The 26,793-nt window shown below is 46.7% G+C and carries 32 protein-coding genes; 9 read left to right on the top strand and 23 right to left on the bottom strand.

Annotation, left to right across the window (positions count from 1 at the left end; translation table 11 throughout):
• Window positions 1-18: 18 nt before the first annotated feature.
• The 18 genes from rplO to rplC all read right to left on the bottom strand — a co-directional run bounded on the left by rplO (window position 19) and on the right by rplC (window position 10,132).
• Entirely contained in the window at window positions 19-465 is a 447-nt protein-coding gene (gene rplO, locus QUA83_RS01260) for a 50S ribosomal protein L15 (protein ID WP_006634984.1), read from the bottom strand.
• A 146-nt stretch (window positions 466-611) separates the two neighbouring features.
• The gene (gene rpsE / locus QUA83_RS01255; protein WP_190745441.1) at window positions 612-1,160 is read right to left on the bottom strand and encodes a 30S ribosomal protein S5; all 549 of its coding nucleotides are present in this window, start codon (window positions 1,158-1,160) and stop codon (window positions 612-614) included.
• 131 nt (window positions 1,161-1,291) lie between these two features.
• Entirely contained in the window at window positions 1,292-1,654 is a 363-nt protein-coding gene (gene rplR / locus QUA83_RS01250) for a 50S ribosomal protein L18 (RefSeq protein WP_006634986.1), read from the bottom strand.
• A gap of 2 nt (window positions 1,655-1,656) precedes the next feature.
• Entirely contained in the window at window positions 1,657-2,205 is a 549-nt protein-coding gene (gene rplF / locus QUA83_RS01245) for a 50S ribosomal protein L6 (RefSeq protein WP_333039622.1), read from the bottom strand.
• A 184-nt stretch (window positions 2,206-2,389) separates the two neighbouring features.
• Window positions 2,390-2,791, bottom strand: coding sequence for a 30S ribosomal protein S8 (rpsH, locus tag QUA83_RS01240; protein ID WP_190737227.1), 402 nt, complete (start codon window positions 2,789-2,791; stop codon window positions 2,390-2,392).
• 22 nt (window positions 2,792-2,813) lie between these two features.
• Window positions 2,814-3,359 carry a 50S ribosomal protein L5 gene (gene rplE, locus QUA83_RS01235; RefSeq protein ID WP_006634989.1) on the bottom strand — a complete coding sequence of 182 codons (546 nt, stop codon included), beginning with the start codon at window positions 3,357-3,359 and terminating at the stop codon, window positions 2,814-2,816.
• Window positions 3,360-3,501: 142 nt separating this feature from the next.
• Window positions 3,502-3,864, bottom strand: coding sequence for a 50S ribosomal protein L24 (gene rplX / locus QUA83_RS01230; RefSeq protein ID WP_333290966.1), 363 nt, complete (start codon window positions 3,862-3,864; stop codon window positions 3,502-3,504).
• Between the two features lies 1 nt (window position 3,865).
• Entirely contained in the window at window positions 3,866-4,234 is a 369-nt protein-coding gene (rplN, locus tag QUA83_RS01225; RefSeq protein ID WP_006634991.1) for a 50S ribosomal protein L14, read from the bottom strand.
• A 116-nt stretch (window positions 4,235-4,350) separates the two neighbouring features.
• Window positions 4,351-4,599 carry a 30S ribosomal protein S17 gene (gene rpsQ / locus QUA83_RS01220; protein WP_006634992.1) on the bottom strand — a complete coding sequence of 83 codons (249 nt, stop codon included), beginning with the start codon at window positions 4,597-4,599 and terminating at the stop codon, window positions 4,351-4,353.
• Window positions 4,600-4,667: 68 nt separating this feature from the next.
• The gene (gene rpmC / locus QUA83_RS01215; protein WP_333290965.1) at window positions 4,668-4,946 is read right to left on the bottom strand and encodes a 50S ribosomal protein L29; all 279 of its coding nucleotides are present in this window, start codon (window positions 4,944-4,946) and stop codon (window positions 4,668-4,670) included.
• Window positions 4,947-5,105: 159 nt separating this feature from the next.
• Window positions 5,106-5,525 (bottom strand): 50S ribosomal protein L16, encoded by a 420-nt coding sequence (rplP, locus tag QUA83_RS01210; protein ID WP_333039615.1) that lies wholly within the window; start codon window positions 5,523-5,525, stop codon window positions 5,106-5,108.
• Between the two features lie 115 nt (window positions 5,526-5,640).
• Window positions 5,641-6,369: a 30S ribosomal protein S3 gene (gene rpsC, locus QUA83_RS01205; protein WP_242719701.1), complete on the bottom strand. Its 729-nt coding sequence runs from the start codon at window positions 6,367-6,369 to the stop codon at window positions 5,641-5,643.
• Between the two features lie 112 nt (window positions 6,370-6,481).
• A complete protein-coding gene (rplV, locus tag QUA83_RS01200) occupies window positions 6,482-6,841 on the bottom strand; it encodes a 50S ribosomal protein L22 (protein WP_015178707.1) in 360 nt (119 codons plus the stop codon).
• A 97-nt stretch (window positions 6,842-6,938) separates the two neighbouring features.
• Window positions 6,939-7,220 (bottom strand): 30S ribosomal protein S19, encoded by a 282-nt coding sequence (rpsS, locus tag QUA83_RS01195; protein ID WP_006634997.1) that lies wholly within the window; start codon window positions 7,218-7,220, stop codon window positions 6,939-6,941.
• Between the two features lie 113 nt (window positions 7,221-7,333).
• A complete protein-coding gene (gene rplB, locus QUA83_RS01190; protein WP_015178705.1) occupies window positions 7,334-8,197 on the bottom strand; it encodes a 50S ribosomal protein L2 in 864 nt (287 codons plus the stop codon).
• 175 nt (window positions 8,198-8,372) lie between these two features.
• On the bottom strand, window positions 8,373-8,681 hold the full coding sequence (locus QUA83_RS01185; protein ID WP_006634999.1) for a 50S ribosomal protein L23: 309 nt from the start codon (window positions 8,679-8,681) through the stop codon (window positions 8,373-8,375).
• Window positions 8,674-9,306: a 50S ribosomal protein L4 gene (gene rplD / locus QUA83_RS01180; RefSeq protein ID WP_190657994.1), complete on the bottom strand. Its 633-nt coding sequence runs from the start codon at window positions 9,304-9,306 to the stop codon at window positions 8,674-8,676. The genes QUA83_RS01185 and rplD overlap by 8 nt, the downstream gene beginning before the upstream one ends.
• A 190-nt stretch (window positions 9,307-9,496) precedes the next feature.
• Complete coding sequence (gene rplC / locus QUA83_RS01175) at window positions 9,497-10,132, bottom strand: 50S ribosomal protein L3 (protein WP_333290964.1); 636 nt, start codon at window positions 10,130-10,132, stop codon at window positions 9,497-9,499.
• Window positions 10,133-10,563: 431 nt separating this feature from the next.
• Between rplC and QUA83_RS01170 the strand changes: the two genes are divergently transcribed.
• The 3 genes from QUA83_RS01170 (at window position 10,564) to QUA83_RS01160 (ending at window position 12,499) form a co-directional block, all read left to right on the top strand.
• Complete coding sequence (locus QUA83_RS01170) at window positions 10,564-11,040, top strand: NAD(P)H-quinone oxidoreductase subunit N (protein ID WP_333290963.1); 477 nt, start codon at window positions 10,564-10,566, stop codon at window positions 11,038-11,040.
• A 295-nt stretch (window positions 11,041-11,335) separates the two neighbouring features.
• On the top strand, window positions 11,336-11,941 hold the full coding sequence (locus QUA83_RS01165) for a VWA domain-containing protein (RefSeq protein ID WP_333290962.1): 606 nt from the start codon (window positions 11,336-11,338) through the stop codon (window positions 11,939-11,941).
• A gap of 72 nt (window positions 11,942-12,013) precedes the next feature.
• The gene (locus tag QUA83_RS01160; RefSeq protein WP_333290961.1) at window positions 12,014-12,499 is read left to right on the top strand and encodes a salt stress protein, Slr1339 family; all 486 of its coding nucleotides are present in this window, start codon (window positions 12,014-12,016) and stop codon (window positions 12,497-12,499) included.
• A gap of 361 nt (window positions 12,500-12,860) precedes the next feature.
• Here the strand turns inward: QUA83_RS01160 and QUA83_RS01155 are convergent, their stop codons facing one another.
• The 4 genes from QUA83_RS01155 to QUA83_RS01140 form a co-directional block, all read right to left on the bottom strand.
• Entirely contained in the window at window positions 12,861-13,400 is a 540-nt protein-coding gene (locus QUA83_RS01155; RefSeq protein ID WP_333290960.1) for a dCMP deaminase family protein, read from the bottom strand.
• The gene (locus QUA83_RS01150) at window positions 13,397-14,926 is read right to left on the bottom strand and encodes a thymidylate synthase (protein ID WP_333290959.1); all 1,530 of its coding nucleotides are present in this window, start codon (window positions 14,924-14,926) and stop codon (window positions 13,397-13,399) included. Before QUA83_RS01150 ends, QUA83_RS01155 begins: the two co-directional genes overlap by 4 nt.
• 96 nt (window positions 14,927-15,022) lie before the next feature.
• Window positions 15,023-16,354, bottom strand: coding sequence for a response regulator (locus QUA83_RS01145; RefSeq protein WP_333290958.1), 1,332 nt, complete (start codon window positions 16,352-16,354; stop codon window positions 15,023-15,025).
• Complete coding sequence (locus tag QUA83_RS01140; protein WP_333483914.1) at window positions 16,347-19,121, bottom strand: ATP-binding protein; 2,775 nt, start codon at window positions 19,119-19,121, stop codon at window positions 16,347-16,349. Before QUA83_RS01140 ends, QUA83_RS01145 begins: the two co-directional genes overlap by 8 nt.
• Before the next feature lie 721 nt (window positions 19,122-19,842).
• Here QUA83_RS01140 and QUA83_RS30520 point away from each other — a divergent pair.
• The 5 genes from QUA83_RS30520 (at window position 19,843) to dtd (ending at window position 24,804) form a co-directional block, all read left to right on the top strand.
• Window positions 19,843-20,022, top strand: coding sequence for a transposase (locus tag QUA83_RS30520; protein WP_445301750.1), 180 nt, complete (start codon window positions 19,843-19,845; stop codon window positions 20,020-20,022).
• Between the two features lie 1,187 nt (window positions 20,023-21,209).
• A complete protein-coding gene (locus tag QUA83_RS01135) occupies window positions 21,210-21,491 on the top strand; it encodes a hypothetical protein (RefSeq protein WP_333290956.1) in 282 nt (93 codons plus the stop codon).
• A 252-nt stretch (window positions 21,492-21,743) separates the two neighbouring features.
• Window positions 21,744-22,907, top strand: a complete 1,164-nt coding sequence (locus tag QUA83_RS01130; protein WP_333290955.1) for a glycosyltransferase — start codon at window positions 21,744-21,746, stop codon at window positions 22,905-22,907.
• A 125-nt stretch (window positions 22,908-23,032) separates the two neighbouring features.
• On the top strand, window positions 23,033-24,184 hold the full coding sequence (locus QUA83_RS01125; protein ID WP_333290954.1) for a GTP-binding protein: 1,152 nt from the start codon (window positions 23,033-23,035) through the stop codon (window positions 24,182-24,184).
• Window positions 24,185-24,348: 164 nt separating this feature from the next.
• Window positions 24,349-24,804 carry a D-aminoacyl-tRNA deacylase gene (dtd, locus tag QUA83_RS01120; RefSeq protein WP_333290953.1) on the top strand — a complete coding sequence of 152 codons (456 nt, stop codon included), beginning with the start codon at window positions 24,349-24,351 and terminating at the stop codon, window positions 24,802-24,804.
• 107 nt (window positions 24,805-24,911) lie between these two features.
• On the opposite strand, the gene QUA83_RS01115 is transcribed toward dtd, so the two are convergent.
• Window positions 24,912-25,280: a hypothetical protein gene (locus QUA83_RS01115; protein WP_333290952.1), complete on the bottom strand. Its 369-nt coding sequence runs from the start codon at window positions 25,278-25,280 to the stop codon at window positions 24,912-24,914.
• A gap of 43 nt (window positions 25,281-25,323) precedes the next feature.
• Between QUA83_RS01115 and QUA83_RS01110 the strand changes: the two genes are divergently transcribed.
• Window positions 25,324-26,562 (top strand): HetZ-related protein, encoded by a 1,239-nt coding sequence (locus tag QUA83_RS01110; RefSeq protein ID WP_333290951.1) that lies wholly within the window; start codon window positions 25,324-25,326, stop codon window positions 26,560-26,562.
• The last annotated feature ends 231 nt before the right edge of the window (window positions 26,563-26,793 follow it).

The raw sequence follows: 26,793 nt of genomic DNA, 5'->3' as shown, positions 1-26,793 counted from the left end.
CTCTCAAACCTCAAATCTTCACGCAACTAATTCGCAACTTCCGCCTGCAGCTTCAATTTTGGTGCGAGCACCTGCGGTAAAAGCGGAGGCGCGCACTTGCAAAGGTACATTCAGTTCACCATCTCCTAAGATTTTCAGCGGCCCGTCGTCTGTGGTGACAATTTTTGCTTGGATCAAAGAGGTGAGAGTAACTTCGGTGTTTGCTGGCAGCGATGCTAATTTACTTACATTAATGGTAGTGTACTCTTTCCGGTTCACTAGAGGGAAGCTTTTCAACTTGGGGAGACGGCGGTAGAGAGGATTTTGACCTCCTTCAAAACCGGGTCTAGTGCCGCTACCGGCTCTAGATTTTTGACCGCGCATCCCTTTGCCGGAGCTCGCGCCTTGACCGGCAGAAATACCTCTGCCCAAGCGTCGGGGGCGCTTTTGGGAGCCTGCTTTGGGTCGGGCGTCTTGCAATCTCATAGTTTTAGTAATTGGTAATTGGTAATTGGTATTTAGAGAGGGGGTAGGCAGTAGTTTTGAGTGCGTGAGTTTTAAGTTGCGGATTTTTTTATTTTCACCGCAAGCACTTAACACTCAAAACTTACAGTTTCCCATTCTCGCCTGCCCTAACCGTAGAGATTTTCTACTGGAATTCCGCGCTCTTGAGCAACTTCGGACAAGGTGCGGAGGGTGGAGAGGGCATTGACTGCGGCTCGGGCGTTGTTTAAGGGATTTCCAGAACCTAGCTGTTTGGCTAAGATATTGCGGACTCCTGCTAGTTCGAGAACAGTTCGCACTGCTCCCCCTGCAATTACCCCGGTTCCTGGAGCGGCCGGCCGCATCATCACTTTAGCTCCGCCACCGTCACCGTTGATGGGGTGAGGGATGGAGTTAGATTTGGTGAGGGGGACTTCAATTAGGTGCTTTTTGCCGTCAGCGACGCCTTTTTTAACGGCACCGATTACGTCGCTAGCTTTGCCGACTCCTACTCCAACTTGACCGCGTTCGTTGCCAATAATGACTATGGCGCGGAAGCTGAGTTTTTTACCACCTTTGACTACTTTGGTAACGCGCCGAATCTGAACAACCCGTTCTTGCCATTCGGATTCTTTTTCGCGCCCTTTGTTGTTGCTGCTGCTTTTTTTCTTGTTGCGCTGTTCTTTTTGTTCTGCCATAGTTTTGTTCTTTGGGAATTGGGGATTAGTAACTGGTAGTTGGAAATGAGAAATTAACAATTAGGAATTAAGAATTTTGTTGTATATTCCTTCTTCCTTCTTCCTTCTTCCTTCTTCCTTCTTCCTTCTTCCTAAAAGTCTAACCCCGCTTCGCGAGCTGCTTCTGCGAGGGCTTTGACACGACCGTGATAGAGGTTGCCCCCGCGATCGAATACGACTTTGACTATGCCAGCGCTGGAACAGCGTTTGGCAATCAACTGACCGACTTGCACGCTCGCGGAGCAGTTGCCGCCTGAACTGAGAGTTGACTTCAATTCGGGATCGAGGGTTGACGCGGCGGCCAAAGTGTGCTGGGCGGTGTCGTCGATTACTTGAGCGTAGATGTGCTGCTCTGAGCGAAATACCGCTAGTCTGGGACGTTCGGAGGTGCCGAACACCTTGCGCCGAACGCGGCGGTGTCTGCGCTGGACTGATTCTTTGCGAGTAAGCTTCATTGTTACTTCTTACCTGTTTTGCCTGTTTTACCAGCTTTGCGCCGGACGACTTCGCCGCTGTAGCGAATGCCTTTGCCCTTATAGACTTCGGGCGGACGCACCGCGCGGATGCGGGCTGCTGTATTGCCTACGAGTTCTTTGTCAATGCCAGAGACGATGACGTTGGTGTTGCCTTCCACTGCCATTGTGATGCCTTCTGGAGGGGGCATTTCAACGGGTTTGCTGTAACCGACGTTTAAAATCAGGTTCCGTCCTTGAACCTGTGCCCGATAACCTGTGCCGATAATTTCGAGACGCCGCTGAAAACCTTGAGATACACCTTCGACCATGTTGGCGACTAGGGTGCGGCACAAGCCGTGCAGTTGTCTGGCGACGCGAGATTCGTCTCGGCGGGTAACGAGTAAAGTCTCGCCTTCAATTCCCATGAGGATTTCGGCTGGGATAACTCGGGAAAGTTCACCTTTAGGGCCTTTGACGGCTACTTTTTGACCGTCTAGGGTGACGGTGACTTTCGTGGGGATGCTAATCGGACGCTTGCCAATTCGCGACATAGTTTTTTGTCCTTTGTTTTTAGTTAATTAGTCGTCAGTTGTCAGTTGTTAGTTGCCAGTTGTCAGTTGTTAGCTGTCAGTTTTTAGTTGTCAGTTGTTAGTTGTTAGTTGTCATTATTTGCTACTAACCACTAACCCATAACTAATAACTAATGACTAATGACTGCTGACTAATGACTAATGACTACCAAACATAACAAAGCACTTCACCGCCCAAACCTTGGCGTCGAGCTTCTCTATCCGTCATAATGCCGCTGGAGGTGGAAATAATGGCAATGCCAATTCCGCCTAATACTCTGGGCAATTCTTTACGGTTCGAGTAAACGCGCAGTCCTGGTTTGCTGACTCGCTTAAGTGCCGTGATAATGGGCTTGCGAGTTTTACCTTTGTACTTTAGAGAAAGCACTAAATGTCGCTTGACCCCTTCTTCTGCTTCTTCAAATTCGCCGATGAAGCCTTCACTTTTGAGGACTTGGGCGATGCTGCGGGTCATTTTTGTAGCTGGAATTTGCGTTGTTTGGTGGCGCGCCATGCAAGAATTGCGAATGCGCGTCAACATATCTGCTATGGTATCGTTAGCTGCCATCTTTTGCTTCTTACTCTAGTGCTTAGTTGTCCCGGAACGGCATTCCCATTTCTTTAAGCAAGGCGCGTCCTTCTTCGTCGGTGTTTGCTGTGGTGATAATTGAAATGTCCATGCCTCGAATTTGATCGATGCGGTCATATTCTATTTCTGGAAAAATTAGCTGTTCTCTCAGACCCAAGCTGTAGTTGCCGCGCCCGTCGAAGCTTTTGGGGCTGATGCCGCGGAAGTCGCGGATTCGGGGAAGTGCGAGGTTGATCAGCCGATCGAGAAAATCGTACATCCGATCGCCGCGCAGCGTCACCATAACGCCGACGGGTACTCCTTTGCGGATTTTGAAGCCTGCGATCGCTTTTTTCGCCCGCGTCACAACTGGTTTTTGACCAGTGATGATGCCAATTTCGTTGATCGACGAATCCAGTGCCTTAGCGTTTTGAGATGCTTCTCCCAAACCGCGGTTCACTGTGACTTTGACGAGTTTGGGAACCTGATGGATATTAGTATATTTAAACTGATCCATCAGTGTGGGAACGATTTTTCCTTGATAAAGAACTTTGAGTTTGTCCGGCATAGTTTTTGTGTTTCGTTAACTGTCCCTGGGCTTGGTCAGGGAATTTGTCGATTGTCCGTCCCACCGATGTTAGCTGTTAGTTATGAGTTTAAAAGTCACTTGTCAGAAGGCGGACTAATGACCGATGACTGATAACAAATCACTATTGATCGATGATTTCTCCAGTTTTTTTGAGCTGTCGCAGTTTCCGACCGTCTTCGCTAAATGTATAGCAAACGCGGCTAGCTATTTTTTCTTTTTCGGAATAGTGCATGACATTTGAGCTGTGAATGGGAGCCTCAAACGTGAGTATTTTCCCGGACTCTCCCTCTTGCTGGGGCTTGACGTGCTTTGTTCTGATGTTTACACCTTTAACAATTACTTTGCTGACTTTAGGATATGTCTTTAAGATTTCTCCGACTTTTCCTTTCTCTTTGCCAGTAATTATTTGCACGGTATCGCCTGCTTTGACGTGCATTTTGTAGCGCTGCGGCTCGCTAGTTGGTTTACCCTTTTTTCCGTACATTTTAAAGTACCTCCGGGGCTAAGGAAACGATTTTAGTAAAGTTTTTGTCGCGCAATTCGCGGGCGACGGGGCCGAAGACGCGAGTGCCTTTGGGGTTGCCGTCTACGTTGATAATAACGGCGGCGTTATCGTCAAAACGAATGCTCATGCCGCTGTCGCGACGCAAACCTTTGCGGGTTCTGACAATGACAGCCCGAACGACATCTGATTTTTTGACAGCCATATTGGGGATGGCGTCTTTGACGACGGCAATGATGACATCGCCGACTCCGCCGTAGCGACGGTTGCCGCCTCCCAATACGCGGATGCACATCAGTTTGCGGGCTCCGCTATTGTCGGCGACATTGAGGTATGTCTGGGGTTGAATCATGGTGATTGTTGACTGTTAACTGTTGACTGTTAACTGTTGACTGTTAACTGTTGACTGTTGACGACTAATTGATTAATTAAGTACCGATCGGGCGAGCGCGAGATCGCAATTAACTGTTAGCCGTTTTTTGTCCCGAAAATCTCAGCAACTGTCCAACGTTTGGTTTTGCTCAGTGGTCGAGTTTCAGTGATGCGGACGCGATCGCCGGATTTGCACTGATTTTCTTCGTCGTGAGCTTTGTACCGCTTGGTGCGGACTACGATTTTGCCGTATTTGGTGTGGGAGGAGCGGTTTTCGATTGCTACCACGACGGTTTTATCCATCTTGTCGCTGACTACTACGCCAACTCGTTCTTTAATTGCCATAGCTACCTATTTTTGTTGTGCAATTGACTTTTTTTTAGCTACTGTGTGAGCAGAGGCTAGGCTGCTGCTCACTCTGGGCTGACTTCTGGGCTGGGAGCAGAATCGGCAGTTTCTTTAGCGGCTGATTTTTCTGCCGCTTCTTTCTCAGCAACGATTTGGCGCTCGCGTTCAACTGTCATCAATTGAGCTAGCCGGTGTTTGGCGTGCTTGAACAGGTGAGGCTTTTCCATGCGGCCGGTAGCTTGCTGGAGCCGCAATTCCATTAGTTGGCGCTTGACGGCTAAAATTTGCTCTGCTACAGCAGCATCGCTTAATTCTCTAGCTTCTTTAATCTTGGTCAAAGACATAATTGTGTGCTTTCTCGTTAGCGAGCGGTATGACAGAAGACATAATTGTCTCTTAGGCTGAAGGTCGAAGGAAAGAAAAGTTATGAAAGCCAGATTTTAAAATGCTGTAGCCGTTTAAAATGCTGATTAATACAGACCTAATTCTACCTTCGCTCTTCGCTATGACTGGCCTTCTTCGCGAGTGATGAACTTGGTTTTAATTGGTAATTTGAAAGATGCCAAACGCATGGCTTCGCGGGCAGTTTCTTCACTTACGCCGCCAATTTCAAACATTACACGGCCCGGTTTGACCACGGCAACCCAAAACTCTGGTGAGCCTTTACCAGAACCCATCCGGGTTTCTGCTGCGCGCTCGGTGACTGGTTTGTCGGGAAAAATGCGAATCCAAATTTTGCCACCCCGGCGGATATAGCGGGTCATGGCGCGGCGTCCGGCTTCTATTTGGCGGGAAGTAATCCAGGCGGGTTCGACGGCTTGGAGCGCGAAGTCGCCAAAGCTAACTGTATTGCCGCGGGTGGCAATACCGCTCATTCGCCCGCGCTGTTGTTTGCGGAATTTCGTTCTTTTAGGGCTTAACATGGCGAAAGGGAGTTGGGTAATTGGTAATTGGTAATTGGTAATTGGTGATTGCTAATTGCTAATTGGTTGGGAACCACTCACACTTAACAAATGACAACTAACAGTTAACAATTAGCTAGCCTTCGTTTGATCGATCTTCAAAGTTCTGGCGGCGGCGCTTTTGTTTGGTGCGGGGCACTGCTGCATTTGGTGCAGCCTCTTGTTCCTGTCCGGGAATAATTTCGCCTTTGAAAACCCAAACTTTAATGCCCAGAATACCGTAGATGGTTTGAGCAGTGCAGTAGGAGTAGTCGATATCTGCCCGCAGCGTGTGCAAGGGGACTCTTCCTTCCCGTGTCCATTCGGTACGGGCAATTTCTGCACCGTTGAGGCGTCCACTGACTTGAATTTTGATGCCTTGGATGCCGACTTTTTGGGCGCGGGTGATAGCTTGGCGGACGACTCGGCGGAAGGATACGCGCCGTTCTAGTTGCTGAGCGATGTATTCCGCGATCAGTGTGGCATCGGCGTCTACTCGCTGGACTTCGACGACGTTGATGCGGATTTGGCGGTTGCTACCGAGTTGCTGCTGCAAACCGACGCGCAAGGTTTCGATGCCTGCTCCGCCGCGGCCTACGACAACGCCTGGTCTGGCGGTGAACACTTCTAGGTCGATTTGATCGGCTTTCCGCTCAATTCTGACCGAGGAAATCCCAGCATTGCTGAGGGTTTTACGAACGTACTTGCGAATTTTATAGTCTTCTTGCAAGAGTTCTGGATAGTTTTTGGGATCGGCAAACCAGCGAGAGCGGTGCTCTTGGGTAATGCCGAGGCGAAAACCAATTGGATGTATTTTTTGGCCCATAATAGTTGATGAGTTAATTGGTAATTGGTAATTGGTAATTGGTAATTGGTAATTGGTGATTACCCATTTTTCAACTTTAAGCTGTTTATTACCTATTACGTTTTTCCCTGGTTTAGTTTTCTAGGAGCGGAGCTACTACTACGGTAATGTGACAGGTTGGCTTGCGAATTTGGTAGGCGCGACCTTGAGCGCGGGGTCTAAAGCGTTTGAGGACTGGGCCTTGGTCTGCGTAAGCTTGAGACACTACTAGCTTGGATTTATCCAATCCTGCGTTGTGTTCGGCGTTGGCTACTGCCGATCGCAAAACTTTGACGATTGGTTCGCAGGCGCGGTAGGGCATGAATTCGAGTAAAATCAGCGCTTCTTGGTAGCTTTTGCCACGAATTTGGTCGAGGACTCGGCGCACTTTGAAGGGGGATGTCCGGATGTAACGGGCGATCGCCTTAATTTCGGATGTGGTATCTATAGCCATTTCGATTTCGGTAATTGGTAATTGGTAATTGGGAAAAAGGTAATTGGTAATTGGGAAAAAGTTTGTCCGATTACCTATTACCTGTCACCTAATTCGGCTATCTTTTTGCCTTTTTATCACCACTTTTCGCGTGACCTCTAAAGGTGCGAGTGGGGGAAAATTCTCCGAGTTTGTGACCTACCATTTGGTCTGTGAGGTAGACGGGTACGTGCTGTCTGCCGTTGTGAACGGCGATCGTGTGACCTACCATTTGGGGCAGGATTGTGGAAGAGCGCGACCAAGTTTTAATTACTTGTTTTTGGCCGGCCGCGTTGAGTTTTTCGATTTTTGTCATCAGAGCATCTGCGACAAAAGGCCCTTTTTTTAGCGATCGAGACATGATTTTTTTAGTAATTCAGGAGTCATTAGTCAGCTTTCAGCAGTCATTGGTCATCAGTCCTCAGTCATTAGTTAGCAGTTAATAACTAAGCACTGAAGACTGCTGACTGATGACTAGCTTTGTCTGCCGCCCTTGCCGCGCTTGGAAGCTTTGCGGCGGCGCCGGACGATTAAAGCGTCGCTGCGCTTGTTTTTGCGTCGAGTTTTTGCACCCAATGCTGGTTTACCCCAAGGAGTGACAGGCCCCGGACGCCCAATAGGAGCTCTGCCTTCGCCACCGCCGTGCGGGTGGTCTACCGGGTTCATGACGCTACCGCGAACGGTGGGTCTGCGACCTTTCCAGCGGGTGCGACCTGCTTTACCCAGGCTGATGTTTCTGGCGTCGGTGTTGCCGACTTGACCGATGGTGGCGTAGCAGTCGGCGCGGACTTTGCGCTGTTCGCCGGATGGCAGTTTGAGGGTGACGTAGCTACCTTCTTTTGCCATTAGCTGAGCGCTGGAGCCGGCGGAGCGAACGATTTGTCCGCCTTTTCCGGGTACTAGCTCGACGTTGTGGATGCTGGTACCGAGGGGAATGTTCTTCAGGGGGAGGGCGTTACCGATTTCGATCGGCGCGTCTGGGCCTGAGACAATTACTGTACCGACGTTTAAGTTGAGCGGGTGCAGAATGTACCGTTTTTCGCCGTCTTTGTAGAACAGGAGGGCGATGCGGGCGTTGCGATTGGGGTCATATTCGATCGCCTTGACAGTAGCGGGAATGCTGTGTTTGTCGCGGCGGAAGTCGATGTCTCTATACAACCGTTTGTGACCGCCTCCCCGGTGGCGACAGGTAATGACGCCTCGGTTGTTGCGGCCTTGTTTGGTGTGCTTATTACTGGTTAGAGACTTTTCTGGCTCTGATTTGGTAATTTCAGCAAAGTCCGAGACGGTTTGTTCTCGGGTGCTGGAGGTATAAGGTCGGTAAGAACGGATGCCCATAATCGATCTATTTTAGATTTTGGATTTTGGATTTTGGATTTGACGTTTATCGATTTTAGATTTTAGGTTGAAGATTGGCGATATTTGGTTAACTTACGAGTTTTCTGGTTCGAGAATTCCCACCAGTTAACCGCAATTTAAAATCTAAAATCTAAAATCTAAAATCCAAAATCGTCTAGACTTCTGGGAATAGGAGTTTGCGGATCGAGTCTCCGTCGGTCAGAGTTACGGTTGCTCGCTTGTAACAAGGTTTAAAGCCGACGAATTTGCCAACTCGACGCTTTTTGCGCGGCGGGTTTTGGGTGTTGACACCGATGACTTTGACCTTAAATAGTTCTTCGATTGCAGCTTTGATTTGAGGCTTTGTCGCTTTGGGGGCTACGTCGAATGTGAATTGATTTAATTCCATCATTCGGGTAGCTTTCTCGGTGAGAATCGGACGCTGGATCAAATCTGCGTAGTCGCGGGGGTCGATTTTACTCACCGTAAATCTCCTGAATTTTAGCTATGGCTGTAGATGTGACGATAATTTTGTCAGCCGCGAGAACGTCGTAAACATTCAGGGAGGTTGCCAAGATGACGTTTACTAATTCGATGTTGCGTCCTGATAAGTAGACGTTTGGTTGCGGTTCTGGCAAGATTAACAGAACTTTTGTATCGGGTTCGATGCCCCAGCGGGCGATCGCACTCAGCAATTCTTTGCTTTTCGGTCTCGGAAATTGCTCTGCAAATTCTTCAACCACAATGATGTCTTCGGTGCGACTTTGGAATGCTGTCCGCAAAGCGAGACGGCGTTCCTTTTTGTTCATTTTGACTTCAAAGTCTCTCGGTTTTGGCCCGAAGATGACACCGCCGCCCCGCCACAGCGGAGAACGGATAGAACCTGCTCTGGCTCGACCCGTGCCTTTTTGACGCCAAGGTTTGCGGCCACCGCCTCTGACTTCCGATCGAGTTTTGGTGCAAGCATTTCCTTGACGAGCGTTATTCAGTTGCCGCGTCAATGCTCTGTGAACGATGTGAGACGCATTTTCTTCTTTGGCTACGCGCAGTTCTAAAGTTGTTTCTCCAACTTCTTCACCTTGCCAATTTCGCACTACACAGTTAACCATATCTTTTGTCCTTTGTCTTTTGTTAGTTGTCTGTTGTTAGTTGTCTGTTGTCTGTTGTCTGTCGTCTGTTGTCTGTTCTCAGGTCTTAGTTTTCAGCTCTTAGTTTTCAGCTTTTAGTTCTTAGTTATTGCTTGCTACTAACGGCCAACCACTATCTACTGACTGCTGACTACTGACTACTTACTACTGACTAACGTCCTACTTTTTTCTCAGGCACAACATTGACTAAGGCGCCAGCTTTGCCGGGAACTGCTCCCTTAATTAGCAGCAAATTATGCTCTGTATCCACCCGGACAATTGTTAGTTTGCGGACGGTGACTTGAACGTTGCCCATACGTCCTGCCATTCTTTTCCCAGGATAAACGCGACCGGGAGTAGTTCCAGGTCCGATCGATCCAGGCTCGCGGTGGTTCTTGGAACCGTGAGACATTGGGCCTCGTTTAAAGTTGTGGCGCTTTTGAAAACCTGCAAAACCTTTACCGATGCTGGTACCGATGACATCTACTATTTGTCCCGGTGTAAAAGTATCTGCTTTTAGTTGTTGACCTAATTCAAAGGAACTGGTGTCTTCCAATCGGTATTCCTGCAAGTGGCGCAATGGATTCGCCCCCGACTTGGCAAGGTGTCCTAGTTCTGGCTTGTTGAGAGCCTTTGGTTTGACTTCGTTGTATCCAACTTGAACGGCACCGTAGCCGTCAGTTTGTTTTGTTTTGATTTGAGTTACTGTACAAGGCCCTGCTTGTATGACGGTGACGGGGATGGCTCTCCCTTCGGCGTCAAACACTTGAGTCATGCCTAGTTTAGTGCCAAGAATGCCTACAGACACGGATTTTCTTCCTTTTATTTACGCAAGAGGTTTCGGATTGCGAAATTTACGTCAATCCGCTTGCTCTTGTGCAGAAACATTTATTTCAATGTTCCTGCAATTAACTGTTATCAACCAACAGCCTTCCTCGGTGTTTAAAATTTGAGTTTTAAATTTGGGAGCGAGCTTGTGGAAGTCTTGCAAGGGTTGAGATTCGCGGCTTTTTACCGGCTAGATCTCCGAGTTTTGTCTCGGTCTTGCTTGTTTGTGCCAGGACTTGAGCAGCAAACCACTCAGTATCCTTTACGGCGACAATTCACAATAGTACATGAAGTGTTTGCCGTTTGTCAAGGCCGGGATGAGAATTTTTAGGCTCAACTTTAAGATTTATAATATTTCCAGCTCGCAAGCAGCGATCGACCAAATTTTGATACAGCAGGAAACACAAATTTATGGGACTGATTACGACGGGATCTGATCTGATTCGGGATTTGGAAAAGTCGGGGTCGCTGGCCCTGTACGTTCCTTTAGAGGGCGGATTTGAGGGGCGCTACCTCCGCAGGCTGAGGGCTGCGGGCTACGGTGCGTACACGATTTCGGCGCGGGGTTTGGGTGATTTGGCGATGTATTTAACGGGGGTTCACGGCGTGCGACCGCCACATTTGGGCAAGAAAACTACTGGCAACGAAGCGGCTGTGGGTTATACATACTACGTGCCACCGATGTTGAAAACTCAATTAGACAATTTGCCACCTAAAGCAAAAGGACTGGTGCTGTGGATTATTGAAGGGCAGATTTTGTCGAGTCAGGAGATTGAGTATTTGACTGTTTTGCCGACGTTAGAACCGCGAGTTAAAATAGCAGTGGAGATGGGGGGCGATCGAGCTTTTAGCTGGAAGCCACTTAAAGATGCTTTAGTTGCAGCTTAAATTCCGGTATTTGCGATCGCAAATCAACTAAAAAACGCAGCGAGCAACTAAAGCTCAACAGCTTCTGCTCGCTGGTTTTGATATTTTTGGAACTTAATTAACCAATAGTCCGGACACTTTTTCTATGGCCCAATGGCTTATTCCCTAGGACTTTGAGGCGAGCGTGGATAATTAAATCAATGTCACCTCTACCCCTGACTTGCATTTAATTCGACTTTTTTATGATGCTTGCCCTGTAAGGCTTGTAGTACCGTTCCAAAAACTGTCCGGAGTATTGATTAACAGGAAAAATCTTATGCTTCAGAACCGCGATTATACCATCATTATTGACAAAAGCGGCAGTATGTACACAAAAGACCAAATGGGCGGTAAAACTCGGTGGGCGCTCATGCAAGAATCGACGATCGCATTAGCGAATAAATGCGAAGAACTTGATCCTGATGGCATAACAGTTTATGTGTTTTCCGGTCGCTTCAAGCGCTACGACAACGTAACATCAGCTAAAGTCGTGCAAATTTTCCAAGAAAATGAACCTTCGGGGACTACCAATTTAGCTGCTGTTCTGCAAGACGCTCTGAACAATTTTTTTCAGCGCAAAGCATCCGGTAAGACCAAGCAAAATGGGGAAACAATATTAGTGGTGACGGACGGGGAACCGGACGATCGCAAAGAAGTGATGAAAACGATTATAGAGGCTTCTCGGAAGCTCGATCGAGATGAAGAGTTGGCGATTTCTTTCATTCAAGTAGGAAATGCGCCGGAAGCTACTAAGTTTCTCAAGATATTGGATGACGAACTGCAAAGCGCCGGGGCTAAATTCGATATCGTTGATACTGTCACGATGGATGATATTGAAGGAATGACCCTGACAGAGGTATTGCTGAATGCAATAACTGATTGAGGAGGCGGGCGAAGTTCACGCGATTATATTTGGGCCAGTTAGCCCAGCAGCATTTTTTAGGGGGTTTAAGTTATGGAATCGATCGATCGCCTGTTAGGTGAACTTAAGGCAGAGTATCAAGCATCTCAAAAAAATGCTGAGTTGAAAACTCAGGCGCCGGTGCCAGCACAAGCGCCGTCAAATTCAACATTTAAAACATCAGATATAAATTTGTATGCTAGTCCTTTGGATAAGGACTTAGCTCAAATTAAGGCTGAGTACGAAGCGCAGAATAAAGCTCAGGAAGCGGCTTCACAGCAACCGCTTAAGGCTGAGCACGAAGCACAAAATCAAGCTCAGGAAGTAGCTTTACAGGAACAGCAGCCAGCAGAAAAAGTCGCGGGGCAGCAGTTGGACGTACAAACGCACAGACAGAAAGTTAGGCAAGCTCAGGTTTGGCTGAAAAAGTTGGATAAAAATTCCGATGAGGGATATTGGTTCGATCAGTTTGCTTTTAAGTATTCTTCGAGGATAGATGCGGCGATCGACTATTTGCAAGCTGTGAATGAGTTTGATTAATTCAACTACACGGTATTCACAATTTGTAATGCCGTTTTTGGGTCAATTGCCATCTCTATTTGTTGGAAGGACACGGCAGTGCTGTGTCTTTACAAAGGGTAAAATAAATATCACTTGTATCGTATCAAATCCGTTAGCATCGGAATAGTAAATCCGAGTTCACTGTTGACTGTTCACTGTTCACAGTCAACAGTCAACAGTCAACAGTCAACATCATTCCGGTGTAACCGGAAATGATATCACGCGGGATTTAGGATACGGCAGTGCCGTATCCCTACAAATTGCCAGCAAATAAATATCATTTATAGGGACACAGCACAGTTATTTCCTGTGGCTGCGACAACCACGGGGAGAATTCATCCTATACTAAATTTTTGGCCACAGATGTAGGATGCAACAAAAACAACGCCGCCTTTTTTGCTGTCTCTTCAGATAGCTGAATTTGTTTTAACTCAACAATACCTTCACTGATAAAAGTATCTCTCAAAGCAGCTTTTTCTCCGCTGTTAAAACTCGTTTCGTAAAACACTTCTCGAATTCCAGCCGCAATGACTAATTTCAAACAATAGATGCAGGGTTCTAAAGTGACGTAAATACTAGCCCCAGCAGTAGATATACCGTGTTTAGCAGCTTTGGCGATCGCATTTGCTTCCGCGTGAACCGCCCTTGAGGGCAAAGTTTTGCTGGCGTCGCAACTACTCAAACCAGGATAGCAGAAGCCTTGAGTAGTACAGTGTGCCGAACCTGACGGCGAACCGTTGTAACCCGTTGCTAAAACTTGCCTGTTTTTAGTTATCACCGCGCCTACAGGAAAAGCCAAACAAGTCGATCGAGTAGCGGCTAATTTTGCCAACATTAAAAAGTATTCATCCCAAGTCGGTCTGTCTTCTTCTAAATTCATCTTCGATCCTGAATGTATTGCTCGCTCGTTTTCAGACACTCGGCCGCCTTTTGCAATTCTATTCCCAAATAACCAATATGCTCGCCTTTGATGGCAGGGGAAGCCGCACAAATTTCTCGCACTAACTTGAGAGGGTTTTTTCCAGAATAACAGGTGACAACTTCGCCACTGCCGGGGGTGGTTTGCGTGACAACTATTTGATTGTCGGCTACTTCAACTAAAAAATTGCCTGCTGCATCGAAAAAGTCTCGATCTTCGCAGATTTTAGCATATTGGGTTTGAATTAGTCGATCGGCATTTTCAAAGGTATCGTCATACAAGTGAGCAGATTGACTCAGCGTTACCAACGGCCCCATTGTCAAATTATAATCGGAACGCCTCGCAATTTCATCTCGAATGTGCTGCTGCAAAGCCCGCAAACCCATTGCATTAGCCGGCCAAGCCGCAAACATATCATTACTGCGGAGAGTTGCAGTTAGCGATATTTCACCGTCTACAACTCGCACCCAAATGTGATTTAAACAAGGACTGCCGCTGTGCTGGTGGTCGGAGGAACCGTCAGGTCTTCTGTTAACATTTCCGCCCGCATCCCACAGACTAATTACAGCACTTGCTGCGTCAATTTCCTTAATTAGTTTGGCAATAACTTCTTCAATTTGATCTCGTCCAAACCACGATCGCATCCGCTGTGCGTAGGTATATTTAATGCCTTCGTTATATGGGGCATCTTCCAGCATCTGCGGTTTGTACTGTTCAAGGAAATCACGGTCTATTGGTAAGTAATTTGGTTCGGGAAAATAGAACTCGGCAGGTTCATCTGTAATCACTGCCATTAAGTCAATTAATTCTTGCCATTGTCCGTCATAACCAGTCGGCCGTAAGGTGCCGGTGGTCTTAATTCGGTGGATGATTTTTACCCAAGTTTCGGCGATAGTTTTGCCTTCGATTCTGTGTCCGTATTTCTGACCTGGGAGTACAGTCGGGACGATTTCAACTAATGGAAAAGTTACGGTTTCTCCCCAAGGTTCAACCACTGCTTTTTCGGAAAAAGACTTGACAAAAGTCACTGTTTCTGCTATATTTATGGCTTCTTTCCATTCGATTGAATGACGCAATAGTTCTAAGGCTTCTGCTGCTATTTCAATATCAATGTAGCCAAATATTGAAGATTTAATTAACCAGCAATCTCTACCAGTATCACTTTTGCCGGCTTCAAAGCCGTTGCGAAAAAAGTCGATTAAGCACGCTGCGGCACCGGAGTTGCGGTCTTCTTTGGTAGCGTTGAGAATTACTAAAAAGCGGACGTGGGGATTGCACAGCAAGTTTCTAATTAAGAAGTTGATGCCGCGAGTAGGAGAGTATAGTTGTCCGATGACAGCAAATTCATTGGGTTGTAATTTTTTGCCGATCGCACTTTTGACTGTCCAGCCACTGACAATGGCTGTTTGCCCCGTTCCGCAAATTAATTGATTTGGCTTGTATAGGGGTTTGTACTCAAATTTATTGACGAGATTTGTGGCTGTCATGGTTTACCGTTTTTTGCACCGCGTACTACTATATCAATAGTTTGGAGGGTTTGAAGAGGCGATTAATCATGTTTCTGCTGCCGCTGCAACGATTTGTTATGCTGCGTCAACGCAGATCGTTGCCTGAATGTCTTTTACAGCGAGATCCTTCACCGGAATTGAAATCACAAACTCTGTACCTTCACCTAAAGTTGAGTTAACTTCTAGAGTTCCAGAGTGTTTCTGGACTACGATTTGATGAGCGATCGCCAATCCTAGCCCTGTTCCTTGCCCCACGCCTTTGGTGGTAAACAGATGCTCAAAGATTTTTGGCTTCACCGCATCCGTCATCCCAATTCCATTATCATGAATTCGGATCACTGCCTGAGATTCCGACAATTGGGTTTTGACAGTAATCAGGTTGGGGTTGGCTTTGATCTGAGCAAAACTGCGTCCTTTATTTGATTCTTCAAGCGCATCGATCGCATTTGCAAGCACATTCATAAATACTTGATTCAACTGTCCGGCAAAGCATTCTACCTGTGGCAGATCGCCATAGTCTGTGATGACTTTAATTTCCGGGCGACATTCGTTGGCTTTGAGGCGATGCTTGAGAATCAAGATTGTGCTGTCAAGCCCGTCGTGGATATTGTAATGAATGGGGCGATCGCAATCAGAACGCGAGAAGGTTCTTAAACTGGTGCTGATTGTGTGAATGCGAGCGACTCCTTGTTGCATCGAATCGATTAACTTGGGTAAATCCTCTTGTAAGTATTCCAAGTCTATTTCCTCCAGGAATTCCTGTAGCATGGCACTTGGATAAGGGAGTTCTTTTTGGTAAAGGGCGATCAGTTGAAAAAGGTCTTTAATATAGTCCTGAGCGGGTTTCAGATTGCCCGCAATAAAGCCAAGCGGATTATTAATCTCGTGCGCGACACCCGCCACTAAATTCCCCAAAGCAGACATTTTTTCGGTGTGGACTAAATGAAGCTGAGACTGTTGCAGTTGTGTAAGTGCTGCTTCTAAATCAGCCGTTTGCTCAGCTACACGCTGTTCGAGATTTTTAGTTAACTGTCGTAGCTGCAAATGAGTTTTTACCCGTGCTAGTACCTCCTGTTCTTGAAATGGTTTGGTGATGTAGTCGACAGCACCCAAGACAAATCCTTTCACCTTACTATCAGCATCCGAGAGAGCGGTCATAAAAATGATGGGAATACTTGCTGTTTTCGGATCTGCCTTCAGACGTTTGCAGGTTTCAAAGCCATCAATTCCTGGCATTTGAACATCGAGTAAGATCAGATCGGGAGGATAAGCTTGGACTCTCTTAAGAGCGCGATCGCCGTTGATTGCGGTTGCTACTTCGTACCCCGCATCACTTAAGGTTTCACAAACTACTTCTAAGTTTGCAGGGGTATCATCCACCACCAGAATTAATTGAGGACTACACATCGGCTTTCTTCTCTGTGAGATGTTGTTGTAGCAACTCTTCAATCTCTTCGGCTTTAAATTGCTTGGCCAACTGAAGAATTTGTGAGGCAAAATTAGCGTAGCGAGGGTTAGAGTGAGCAATATGCTCTGTGTGCGATCGTAGCCTTTTTAAGTTGCCTTGCTGTGCCAATTCTAGTAACTTCTTTAAGTCTACAGGGGAAGGAATAATCATTCCTTCTGGGTTTTCTAATGCAGTGGTTGGAGTGGAGGGTTCAGAGTCATTGGAGCCTGTCATTTCATATTTCCATTCCAATTCCAAATGAGTAACTAAGAGGTTAAATAATTCACTGAGTTCCACTGGCTTTGCCAGGAAATCATTTCCCCCTGCATCTAAACTCATCTGTCGATAAGCTTGTCCCACTGATGCAGAAGAGACAATGATCTTCTGGTGTTGCAAATCATTTGCACTGCGAATTTGTTTGAGCAGTTCAAAGCCATCCATGACTGGCATTGCCAAGTCTGTAATCACTAAGTCAGGTTGAGACTGTCGTATTTTTTCTAATCCTTCTTGTCCATTTTCGGCCTCACTAACTTGGAATTCTAGTGGCTCTAACAAGTTGACGAGAACGGCTCGGTTTTCCCAACGATCGTCTACTACAAGTATGCTGCGTCGTTGTCCTTCATAACCAATAATTTGTTTTCCTGTTGTGAAGGAGTTTTGCTGTACCCAATCGGTGGCGATCGCCAGTTCCACCTCAAAAAAGAACTCACTCCCGACTTCAGGTTGGCTATTAACTTGGATTTGTCCGTTCATGAGTTGGACAATCCTTTGGCTGATCGCGAGTCCTAAACCGGTGCCCTCGGCTTGGCGCTGGCGATCGCCCACTTGTTCAAAAGCCTGAAAAATTTTCTCCAAATCATCGGGCGCAATTCCTACACCCGTATCCTTAACTTGAAATTTGAAAGCGCGAGTGGACGGATTGGGATGATTCTCAACTACGGCAACCTTGAGGGTAACAGAACCTTTGTCGGTGAATTTAATCGCATTTCCCACCAAGTTGAGTAACACCTGACGCAGCCGTTTTTCATCGGCAAAAATTCCTTCAGGCAAATGTGGATCGGGCTCGTAAACGAAGTCAATGTTTTTTTGGTCTGCACGAATGCGGCAGATTTCAGCGACACCTTGGAGGAATGAGGGAAAGTGAACCGCTTGAGGTGTGAGTTCTAATTTACCGGCTTCAATTTTGGACAAGTCCAACACATCGTTAATCAGTGTCAGCAAATGAGAACCACACTGGTGAATGATTTCTACCCCATGACGTTCTTTCACTGGCAATGCGCTGCTGCGGTTGAGGATTTGAGCATAGCCCAAAATACCGTTGAGGGGAGTGCGGAGTTCGTGGCTCATATTGGCGAGAAATTCGCTTTTTGCTTGGTTCGCCCCATCGGCTACAAGTTTTGCTTCTTTCAGTTCTGCGGTGCGTTCCTCGACACGGCTTTCGAGTTCGATAAAGGAGGCTTTGAGTTGACCCGCCATCTGGTTAAAGGAATCTGCCAGCGATTCTAATTCACTAATACCTTGCACCTGAAGTGTTTGATCCAACTGTCCGGAACTAATCGCCTGACTGGCTTTTTGTAGCTGCAAAATCGGTTTGGTAATCCAACGCGAAGTAAAAAGACCCAGTATAGTCGTCACCACCAAAGCCCCTAGACACAGTAAAATTGTGGTGCGAGTATTGGCATTGATTTGCGCCATGAAATCTGATTCAGGCACCACAACGACGCTCAACCAGTCAATGCCGCGTTCGTCTCGAATGGCTGAAACTTGAACGAACAGATGCTGATTTGCCAGCATAAAATCAAGCTGTTGATTCTGTGCAATAGCGTTGAATTTGCCAACTCGATCGAGGATGGCTTGCGCGGTGGTACGAATTACAAGATTTTCAGACTTGACGGCAGGAATTTGTTGCAACTCCTCATTTTTAAGATCCAGAATGTAAGGCTGTTTGATCGTGGAACTGGCAATCAGATTGCCCGATCGATCTACGATAAACGTTTGTCCTGTTTGACCCACCTTCAACTCGCTCAGAAAACGATGAATCTTGTCCAGCCGAAAGGTGCTTTTTTGCACCCCTAGTAACGTTCCATCGCGATTGTAAATCGGCTGGGATAGAGCCAGCGTAGCCGATTGATACGAACTGCTGAGGTAGGGCACAGATGTCCAGGCTGGTTTTCCAGCTTCCTGTACAACTTGATACCAGGGTCGAGTCAGAGGGTCAAACTCTGCCTGAGTTTTGAGCAGTGCGACCCGTTGACCTTGATTATCAAGTTTGTAGAATCGGCGTTGAGGTAGACGGGCTTTGTCACTGAGGCGAGAAACGATGCCGTCATTGATTGTTGTATCTAGAGCAATATTCGTGCCATCCTGTAAACCAATTTGCACGTCTTCGAGGGTATTTTGGCTGACTAATCGCCACAACGTTCGTTCCAGTTTGGTGAAATCTGTTAAATCAAGCTGACTCTCTTCAGCGGCAGCTACGATCACTTGTCCGGCAATATAAGGTTTTTCCAAATAGTTTAGAACTTCCAGATTGAGGCGATCGCTCATCTCTTGACGTAACTGAGTGGCAACATCATTGACTGCCTTCTGTCCATTCCGCAGGGAAATATATCCCGTTAGTCCAACTGCTACGAAGATTTGTAGGACAAACGGGACTATCAAGAGCGATCGCAGGGAAAGTTTGCGCTTAAGTTTAAATAGATTCAGGGATGAGTTTGGCAGAGACATGGTAGTAGCTTCTCTAGACAATAGACTTTGAGGAATTGCTAGCTTGATGTTCAATCCACCTTGGTAGAGCTTTCAAGGCGCTTAAATTCCTGGCTAGACACCGACGCTAACAATTAATCTGGTACCTCCAACAAGCAGTCACATTAGCAACTTGCCAGTGGTTTTCTGTTGTTCACGGAAGTGCAACAATCGCTGAGTTTGTTGATGTTCCGTTGATTGGTGGAGTGCTTGGAAGACTTTGCTCAGCTCGTATCTGTTAGCCGAGTGTGATTTTTAGTAGATGGGGCGATCGCTCTGGCTCAAATTTAAAGGCGATCGCACACACTCCACCAAAAATACCTCAACCCCATTACAATCGAAGACTACCGCTTATAGAACCCAATTGAGATCTTTTGGGCGAGGAGAGCATCTCATATTTGTAAAAACACTTCTTCTGGCTCCTTCTTTCTTCCTCCTTCTTCCTGTCTGCTGCCTCCAATGGCTCCTTCTTTCTTCCTCTTTCCTCGCAGCCTCGGACCTGGCAGTATCGGGCCTCCAAACTCCAATTTCTAGCTTGGCTGCAAAAGTGAGATGCTCCCTGGGCGAGCGAGTAAAATTGACAAAAAGAGGTAAATTTAATCAGATTGGGGTTGAAAATCGGTTATTCCAGCGATGTCACGGATAAGGAGTGGGAAATTATTGAGCCATTACGGCCCCAAAAGAAGAAAACTAGACCTCCGGTGTGGACTTACGCGGCAAATCCTTTTCGGGAATATTTGATCAACTCAAGAACGGTTGTAATTGGTCAGACTTGCCCAGAGATATACCACCATATTCTACTGTCTTCTGGCATTACCCAAAGTGGTGTGAGGGCCGTGTACTTGATCGGATTATGACCGAGTTACATAGTAAGTTGCGCTAACAAGTCAAAAAAAAACCGCAGTGGACAACCCTAATCATGATTGACTCACTCATGGGAGAAAAACACGCTTCTATGCTAGTGAGGAGTCTAAAGGGTTTTGTGTCTACAAATGCACCCTTTGGCATCAAAAGACATCTAGTTGTCGATATACTTGGCTTTCCCTTCTTTACCCACTGTACCAAAGCTAGCTTATCGGATGATCTCCAAGCTGATTGAAATGCTGTCCCAAAACATGGATTACTTCAAATCTAAACCTGCCGAACTTCCCAAAACTACCATCTTGTTAGACAACGGGTATCACCCTGAGAAACGCAACTCTTGCCTTGGAGGAGATTTATCCTCAGATTATGGCTAAGATTCAATTTGAACTCGCAGCCGGGCCATCAAAAGCCGAAAAGCACGCTAAAGGGCAATCTGGATTTGTGTCCTCGGCTAGATGGGGGAAGAGAACGTTCAAACGCTTGGGTGGAAAGATGCAAATGCTGGCGTCAAAAACTTTGATCGCACACTCGCTTGTTCAAATGCCAAACTCAAGCTTTGCTTTATCAGACTGATGCTTAAAAGACTAGCCACCGCGTAAAAAGATCTCAAATGGGTTCTATAGATTAGCGGGAATTTGCCGATCGCACTCAGCTTGAGTCTGTCCCAAATTGGTCGCTGCTGAATTTACCGGGAAAACTGGTTGCAGGCAAACGGCCACAGGTACTCCGAACAAAAAAATTATCAAAAAAATAAAAAAGTGCGATCGATCGCGTTAGCAATTGCCGATAATTAGCGGCGCACTTATTTTGCACTATCGGGCTGATTGCGGGTTGATGCGTAGATACCATGCCACCAAACCCAACATTTCTCCGAGAAACTGGGTTTACCAGGCCTTGTCCTAATTAAGATACAATAAGAGCCACCAAGAAAGTGCGATCGACATTATTTGACAGTCAAGCTATGCAATCTACAACTCAGTCCGAGACAGAACTGGCGATGGACGCTCCCAAACACGGCTTACCCGTTACAATCATTACAGGATTTATTGGTAGTGATTAATGCAGTTTACAGTGTTTTAGCAGCCAATAAAATCTCGACTATCTAGTAGTCGAAACAACCATATTCGCCACAGCCGGCGGCATTCCCGACGATTTCGCTCACCCAGACTTTGCACTGCCCGTAAAAAGTAAGTAGAAAGTAAATTTATGTCGGTGGAAAGAGCAAAAAAAACTCTTTATTTTAGCTCGCCACTGGGAACATTTGACCAGTTGATGCAGACAGTTATCGCCCAACCTGCACTTACAGCCCAAGCTAGAATTACACAGGGCAAACGCATCATGTCAACAAGCGGAAATTTTACCGTGCTTGTTGCGACTATTATCGATAGCTGTAGTTTATTGAAAAGATATTTGACTGCCGATAGCGGTGGCTATTCCTCACAACACTACTACTATTCTCCCGGCAATTTAGATGCGTTTGCCCTGTAGAATTACATAACCCCGTTTTCTAGCTAAAAAATTTCCTAGGAAACACGAACTCGACCAGTTGCTATATACCATCTTACCCGAAACTACGAGCTATAAAATTGACAGATAAACTTTTAACTCAATAATTTTCTAACCCAATAACCCTTTTTTTAGGGTAACGGGTAATTGGTAACTGGGCCTTGGTAAGGGGCAATGAGTGATGGGCGAGCGGTAGTAACTAACAAAAACTAACAACTAACAACTAACAAATAAATGCGTATAATTGTTGAAGGCTGGCGATTTTTGCCACACTCCTACGCGATCGCCAATCAATTTCAGCTACTAGAAATGCTGAAATATCCTAACTTAGAAATTTTTCACAAAGATATCCCCTATCTAGACGAACATTGGCAGCCAGCAATCGGTTTGTTAGACGCAAATGCTGAAGCAGCAATAAAAAATATTCCCCACCCTTCCGCGTCTCTAAAAGCAGACGCTACGTTACGGATCTCAGTACCTTACAATTTTGCACCCTCAAATACAAAACAGACGTGCTTGTTTGCCACAACAGAATGGGGAATTCTGCACAACGAAAACTTTAGAATAACGGGCGCAGATTCCCTCCGCGAAGGACACAGCAACTCCGATATAATTATTATTACGCCTTCCCAGTGGTCGAAAACCGGATTTATCCGCAGCGGTGCGAATCCCGATCGCACAATTGTCATACCCTGCGGCATCGATCCGAATATTTACAAACCTTTAACAAATGCGGAACGCGAAGCTTTGCGGAAACAGCTAGGATGGGACGGATTTGTATTTTTGAATATCGGTGCAGGATCTCCCAATAAAGGCATCGATTTATTGTTAAAAGCTTTCGCAGTTGTAGTTGAAAGTTATCCCGAAGCCAGATTAGTATTGAAAGGAGAAGAATCAATATATGAGTCGGATTCTTTGATCGCTCAAAACATAGACGAACTGACATTTGAGGAAGCAGAAAAAGTTTTGCCGCGCATGGCTTACATAGGAGAAACACTACCTTTTGCAAAAATGGCTCAACTTTATCAAGCCGCCGATGCCTACGTATCTCTTTATTTAGCAGAAGGATTCAATTTGCCAGCACTAGAAGCAATCGCTTGTGGCTTGCCGCTCATCTGCACTAAAGGCGGCCCGACGGATGATTTTACAACTCCCGATTTTGCTTGGCACGTCGAAAGTACGTTTCAAGAAGGTACTTCTAACGATCGGCAGATATTTCGCCTGATGCCAGATTTAGAACATTCGATCGCTTTAATGAAAAATATTATAGAACAGCCGGAGTTGTGCGATCGCTCTCGCGAAGCAGGCCCCAAATTTGTAGCGGCTGGGTTTACCTGGAAACACGTTGCAGACCAACTCCTAGAGGTACTTTTGCCAACAATTCGATCGCCAAATTAAACAGGGTGCGATCTAATTGTTGGCAACTTCCGATAATTAGCGCTGGTAACGCGCTGTTCGGAATTCATATAAGATACAATAAGAACCACAAGTTTAAGCTTCAGACCTTATTTGACAGTCAAGCTATGCAATCTACAACTCAGTCCGAGACAGAACCGGCGATGGACGCTCCCAAACACGGATTGCCCGTTACAATCATTACAGGATTTCTCGGCAGCGGCAAAACAACCCTGCTCAACCACATCCTGACCAACCAGCAGGGCTTGAAAACAGCAGTTTTGGTAAATGAATTTGGCGAAATCGGCATCGACAACGAACTGATTGTCACCACCGACGACAACATGGTTGAGCTGAACAACGGCTGCATCTGCTGCACAATTAATGAAGATTTAGTTAATGCAGTTTACAAAGTTCTGGAACGTCAAGAAAATCTCGATTATCTGGTAGTCGAAACAACCGGACTCGCCGACCCGCTGCCAGTAGCGATGACTTTTTTAGGCACAGAACTGCGCGACCTGACTCGTCTAGATTCGATAGTTACATTAGTAGACGCAGCTAACTACAGCTTAGATTTGTTCAACTCTCAAGCAGCTTACAGTCAAATAGCTTACGGCGATATAATTATCCTCAACAAAACTGATTTGGTTGAAGAAGCAGATTTAGATTTGTTGGAAGTTAAAATTCGCGATGTCAAAGAAGGTGCTCGAATTCTGCGAACAGTAAAATCGCAAGTTCCCCTACCGCTTGTCCTCAGCGTCGGATTGTTTGAATCGGACAAATATTTCCAATCTGAAGAAACTCCTAGCAGTCACGACCATCACGACCATCACGACCACGAACATCACGACCATCACAACCACGAACATCACGACCATCACGACCATCACGACCACGGCCATCACGACCATCACGACCATCACGACCACAGCCATCACGACCACTCCGACCATTTAGAAAATGACGGATTTACCTCAATTTCTTTCCAAAGCGACAAGCCGTTTTCTCTGAGGAAATTTCAATATTTCTTAGACAAACAACTGCCAACAAACGTGTTTCGCGCGAAAGGGATTATGTGGTTTGAAGAAAGTCCCAAAAAACATATTTTTCACTTGAGCGGGAAGCGATTTTCGATGGATGACGATGAGTGGAAAGGCGATCGCAAAAACCAGCTTGTTCTCATCGGTCAGGGTTTGGATACCGAGACTTTGCGATCGCAACTCGAAAACTGTCTTTGTATGCCTTCAACCAGTCGCGGCAAAGGTTTTGGGAAAAACTAACAGTAAAATATTCTACTGGTTCCCAGGCTCTGGCCTGGGAACCGATGTAAGCGAGGCTCTGCCTCTCTGGTACTTAGGAAGATAGGAGGCAGAGCCTCTGGATCTGCGTTACCAGGCCAGAGCCTGGTAACGAGTAATTACCTATTACCAATTACCGATTTCCCATGCGAGTCATCCTCCAGCGAGTCAAATCATCTCAAGTCGAAATAGACGGTCAAATTGTCGGCAAAATTGGCCGCGGACTTAACTTGCTTGTAGGTATTGCAGACACCGACACCGAAGCAGAACTCGATTGGATGGCTCGCAAATGCCTGGAATTGCGTTTGTTTCCCCACACGACGGGGGATACCGGGCGCTGGGACAAGTCCGTACAAGACATCGGCGGCGAGTTGCTGGTTGTGAGTCAGTTTACGCTCTATGGGGACTGCCGCAAAGGTCGGCGACCTTCCTTTGACCGAGCTGCAGCTCCTGAACGAGCCGAATTTTTTTATGAAAAATTTGTCGAAAAGTTGCGCCAGAGCGGCTTAAAAGTCGAAACAGGCTTGTTTGGAGCGATGATGCAAGTCTCGATCGAGAATGACGGGCCGGTGACTTTGGTATTAGAGAAAGAATCAGGGTGAATTGTTTGCCAACAAAGCTCTCTTTGCTTCTTTCTTATTCCTTCTTCCTTCTTGGATAAGATCAAATTTCCAGATTAACCGGGTTTCCGAATTACTGTGCCGTAGCTTCAGAATACATTGCAGTTAGCTACACTCTGCCGAGTCTCGATTCCACAATCTATAACGGCCAAAACCGCCTCAAATAGCCAGTTATTAGATTGTCCACTCAGCGGCCTGGCAGCACCCTCAATTTTCCTCCCGCTCGCCCACCCAAATAACAGCTCAGAATGCTTGTACAGTAAGGCTTTAACGGCAATAAAATCAATCTTCCACAGCCAGCGCTTAGAATCAGATTCAGCAGCCAAAAACTGTTGCATGAGAGAGTGGAACACTGGCATCACTGCGGTTATCTCTACTTCCGTAACATTCAATGTATAGAGAGTTGAATCAGCACAGCAAGCGAAACCGCCAGCAACTGCCACCTCACTCTCTGACAAATGTCCTCGCACACCCGCTGTGCCCTACCACCCGATAAACGCCATGACTCTCAAAACTGCCACCAACACCGTCAACTGCAACACCGCTTCTGACATCAACAGCATTCCGGCTGCATCCAGCGAACAAACCGCCGAAATCAATTCTCTTCCAAGCATCGATATCCTCGCTTTGGCTAACTTCGCCCTCAAAGAATTGCAAGCGGAAATGAAAACTTCCAGCCGCAGCGCTCAAGCAGTGGCGATGCGGATTGCTAAGGAAGTCGAACGGATTTGCCAAAAAAGCGATCGCATCCAAATTTCCGGCGAAGTTGAAGCTTGGCAAATCACCTTGGCCGAGCACCGGTTGCAAAAAATCCTGCAATACTACCGCCTCGGTTCCAAACAAGGCCGCGTCGAACTGCACTCTCACCTCGCGGCTATGATTTACCGCCACGTTGCTTCTTTCCGATCGAACTTGAACTTCCAAGCTCGCTACAACATGATTGAAGACTTTTTGCAAGGCTTTTACATCGAATCTCTGCGAGCTTTCCGCCGCGAACACCAACTTGATGTCACCTACCAGCCCCGCACGCAGCTAGAATTAGCTGAGTACATGGCTTTTACCGAACACTACGCCAAGCGCCAAATCGGTTTGCCCGGCCGCAACCGCCAACGCCTGATCGTGTTGCGCGCTCAAGGATTTGCTAAGGGCCAGCCTCCCGAAACTGCGATCGACATTGAAATGGCTGTAGAATCGGGCAAGGGAGAAGATGCGGAAATGTACAGCCGCTCTCCGGCGCTGCAACAAGTGCGCGAGCAAATGGTATCGGAAACTGTCGATCCGGCTGATGCTGTGCTGCGCGATCGAGTAGTCTCGGAATTGATCGCCTATCTGGAATCGCAAAATCAGCCAGAATGCGTGAATTACTTAACTTTAAAATTGCAAGACCTTTCGGCTTCGGAAATTGACCGCGTGCTCGGTTTGTCTTCCCGCCAGCGCGACTATTTGCAACAACGTTTCAAGTACCACGTCGAAAAATTTGCCCGCACTCAAAATTGGAAACTCGTCCACGAATGGCTGGGTGCTGATGTCGATCAAAAGCTGGGAATGACTTCGGACAAATGGGAAGCGTTTCGCGCTCAACTTGCGCCTGAAATGCAGCAACTGTTAGAAATGAAGCGGAATCAAGAAAGCGACAAGGCGATCGCCACCGCGCTCAAATGCACTCCCAAACAAGTCCAAAAACGCTGGGCGCAACTGTTGGAGCTGGCTAGCCAGACTCGCAACAGCAACCAAGCTTAAGTGGTACTCAAATATGAATGCAACTGTTTTCTTGAGACTGGAAAATGCGATCGGGTGCGGCATCTACACAGGACTGCCCGCCCCGGCGTCCGCTCTCAAATCAACAATCGCTGCTACTAAATTATCGCCACTTTTTGGCAAATTCAATTTATTAAAACAACATTACTTTTTTTAATATCTTTCGTTCCCTGGTTAGGCCGGGGAATTTGTTTCTATTAGTCATTAGTCATT

This window comes from Microcoleus sp. K1-B1 (assembly GCF_036704705.1).
In the GTDB taxonomy this organism is placed as follows: domain Bacteria; phylum Cyanobacteriota; class Cyanobacteriia; order Cyanobacteriales; family Microcoleaceae; genus Microcoleus.
The sequence above is the reverse complement of the archived record's forward strand: the minus strand, read 5'-3'. Positions and strand labels throughout refer to the sequence as shown.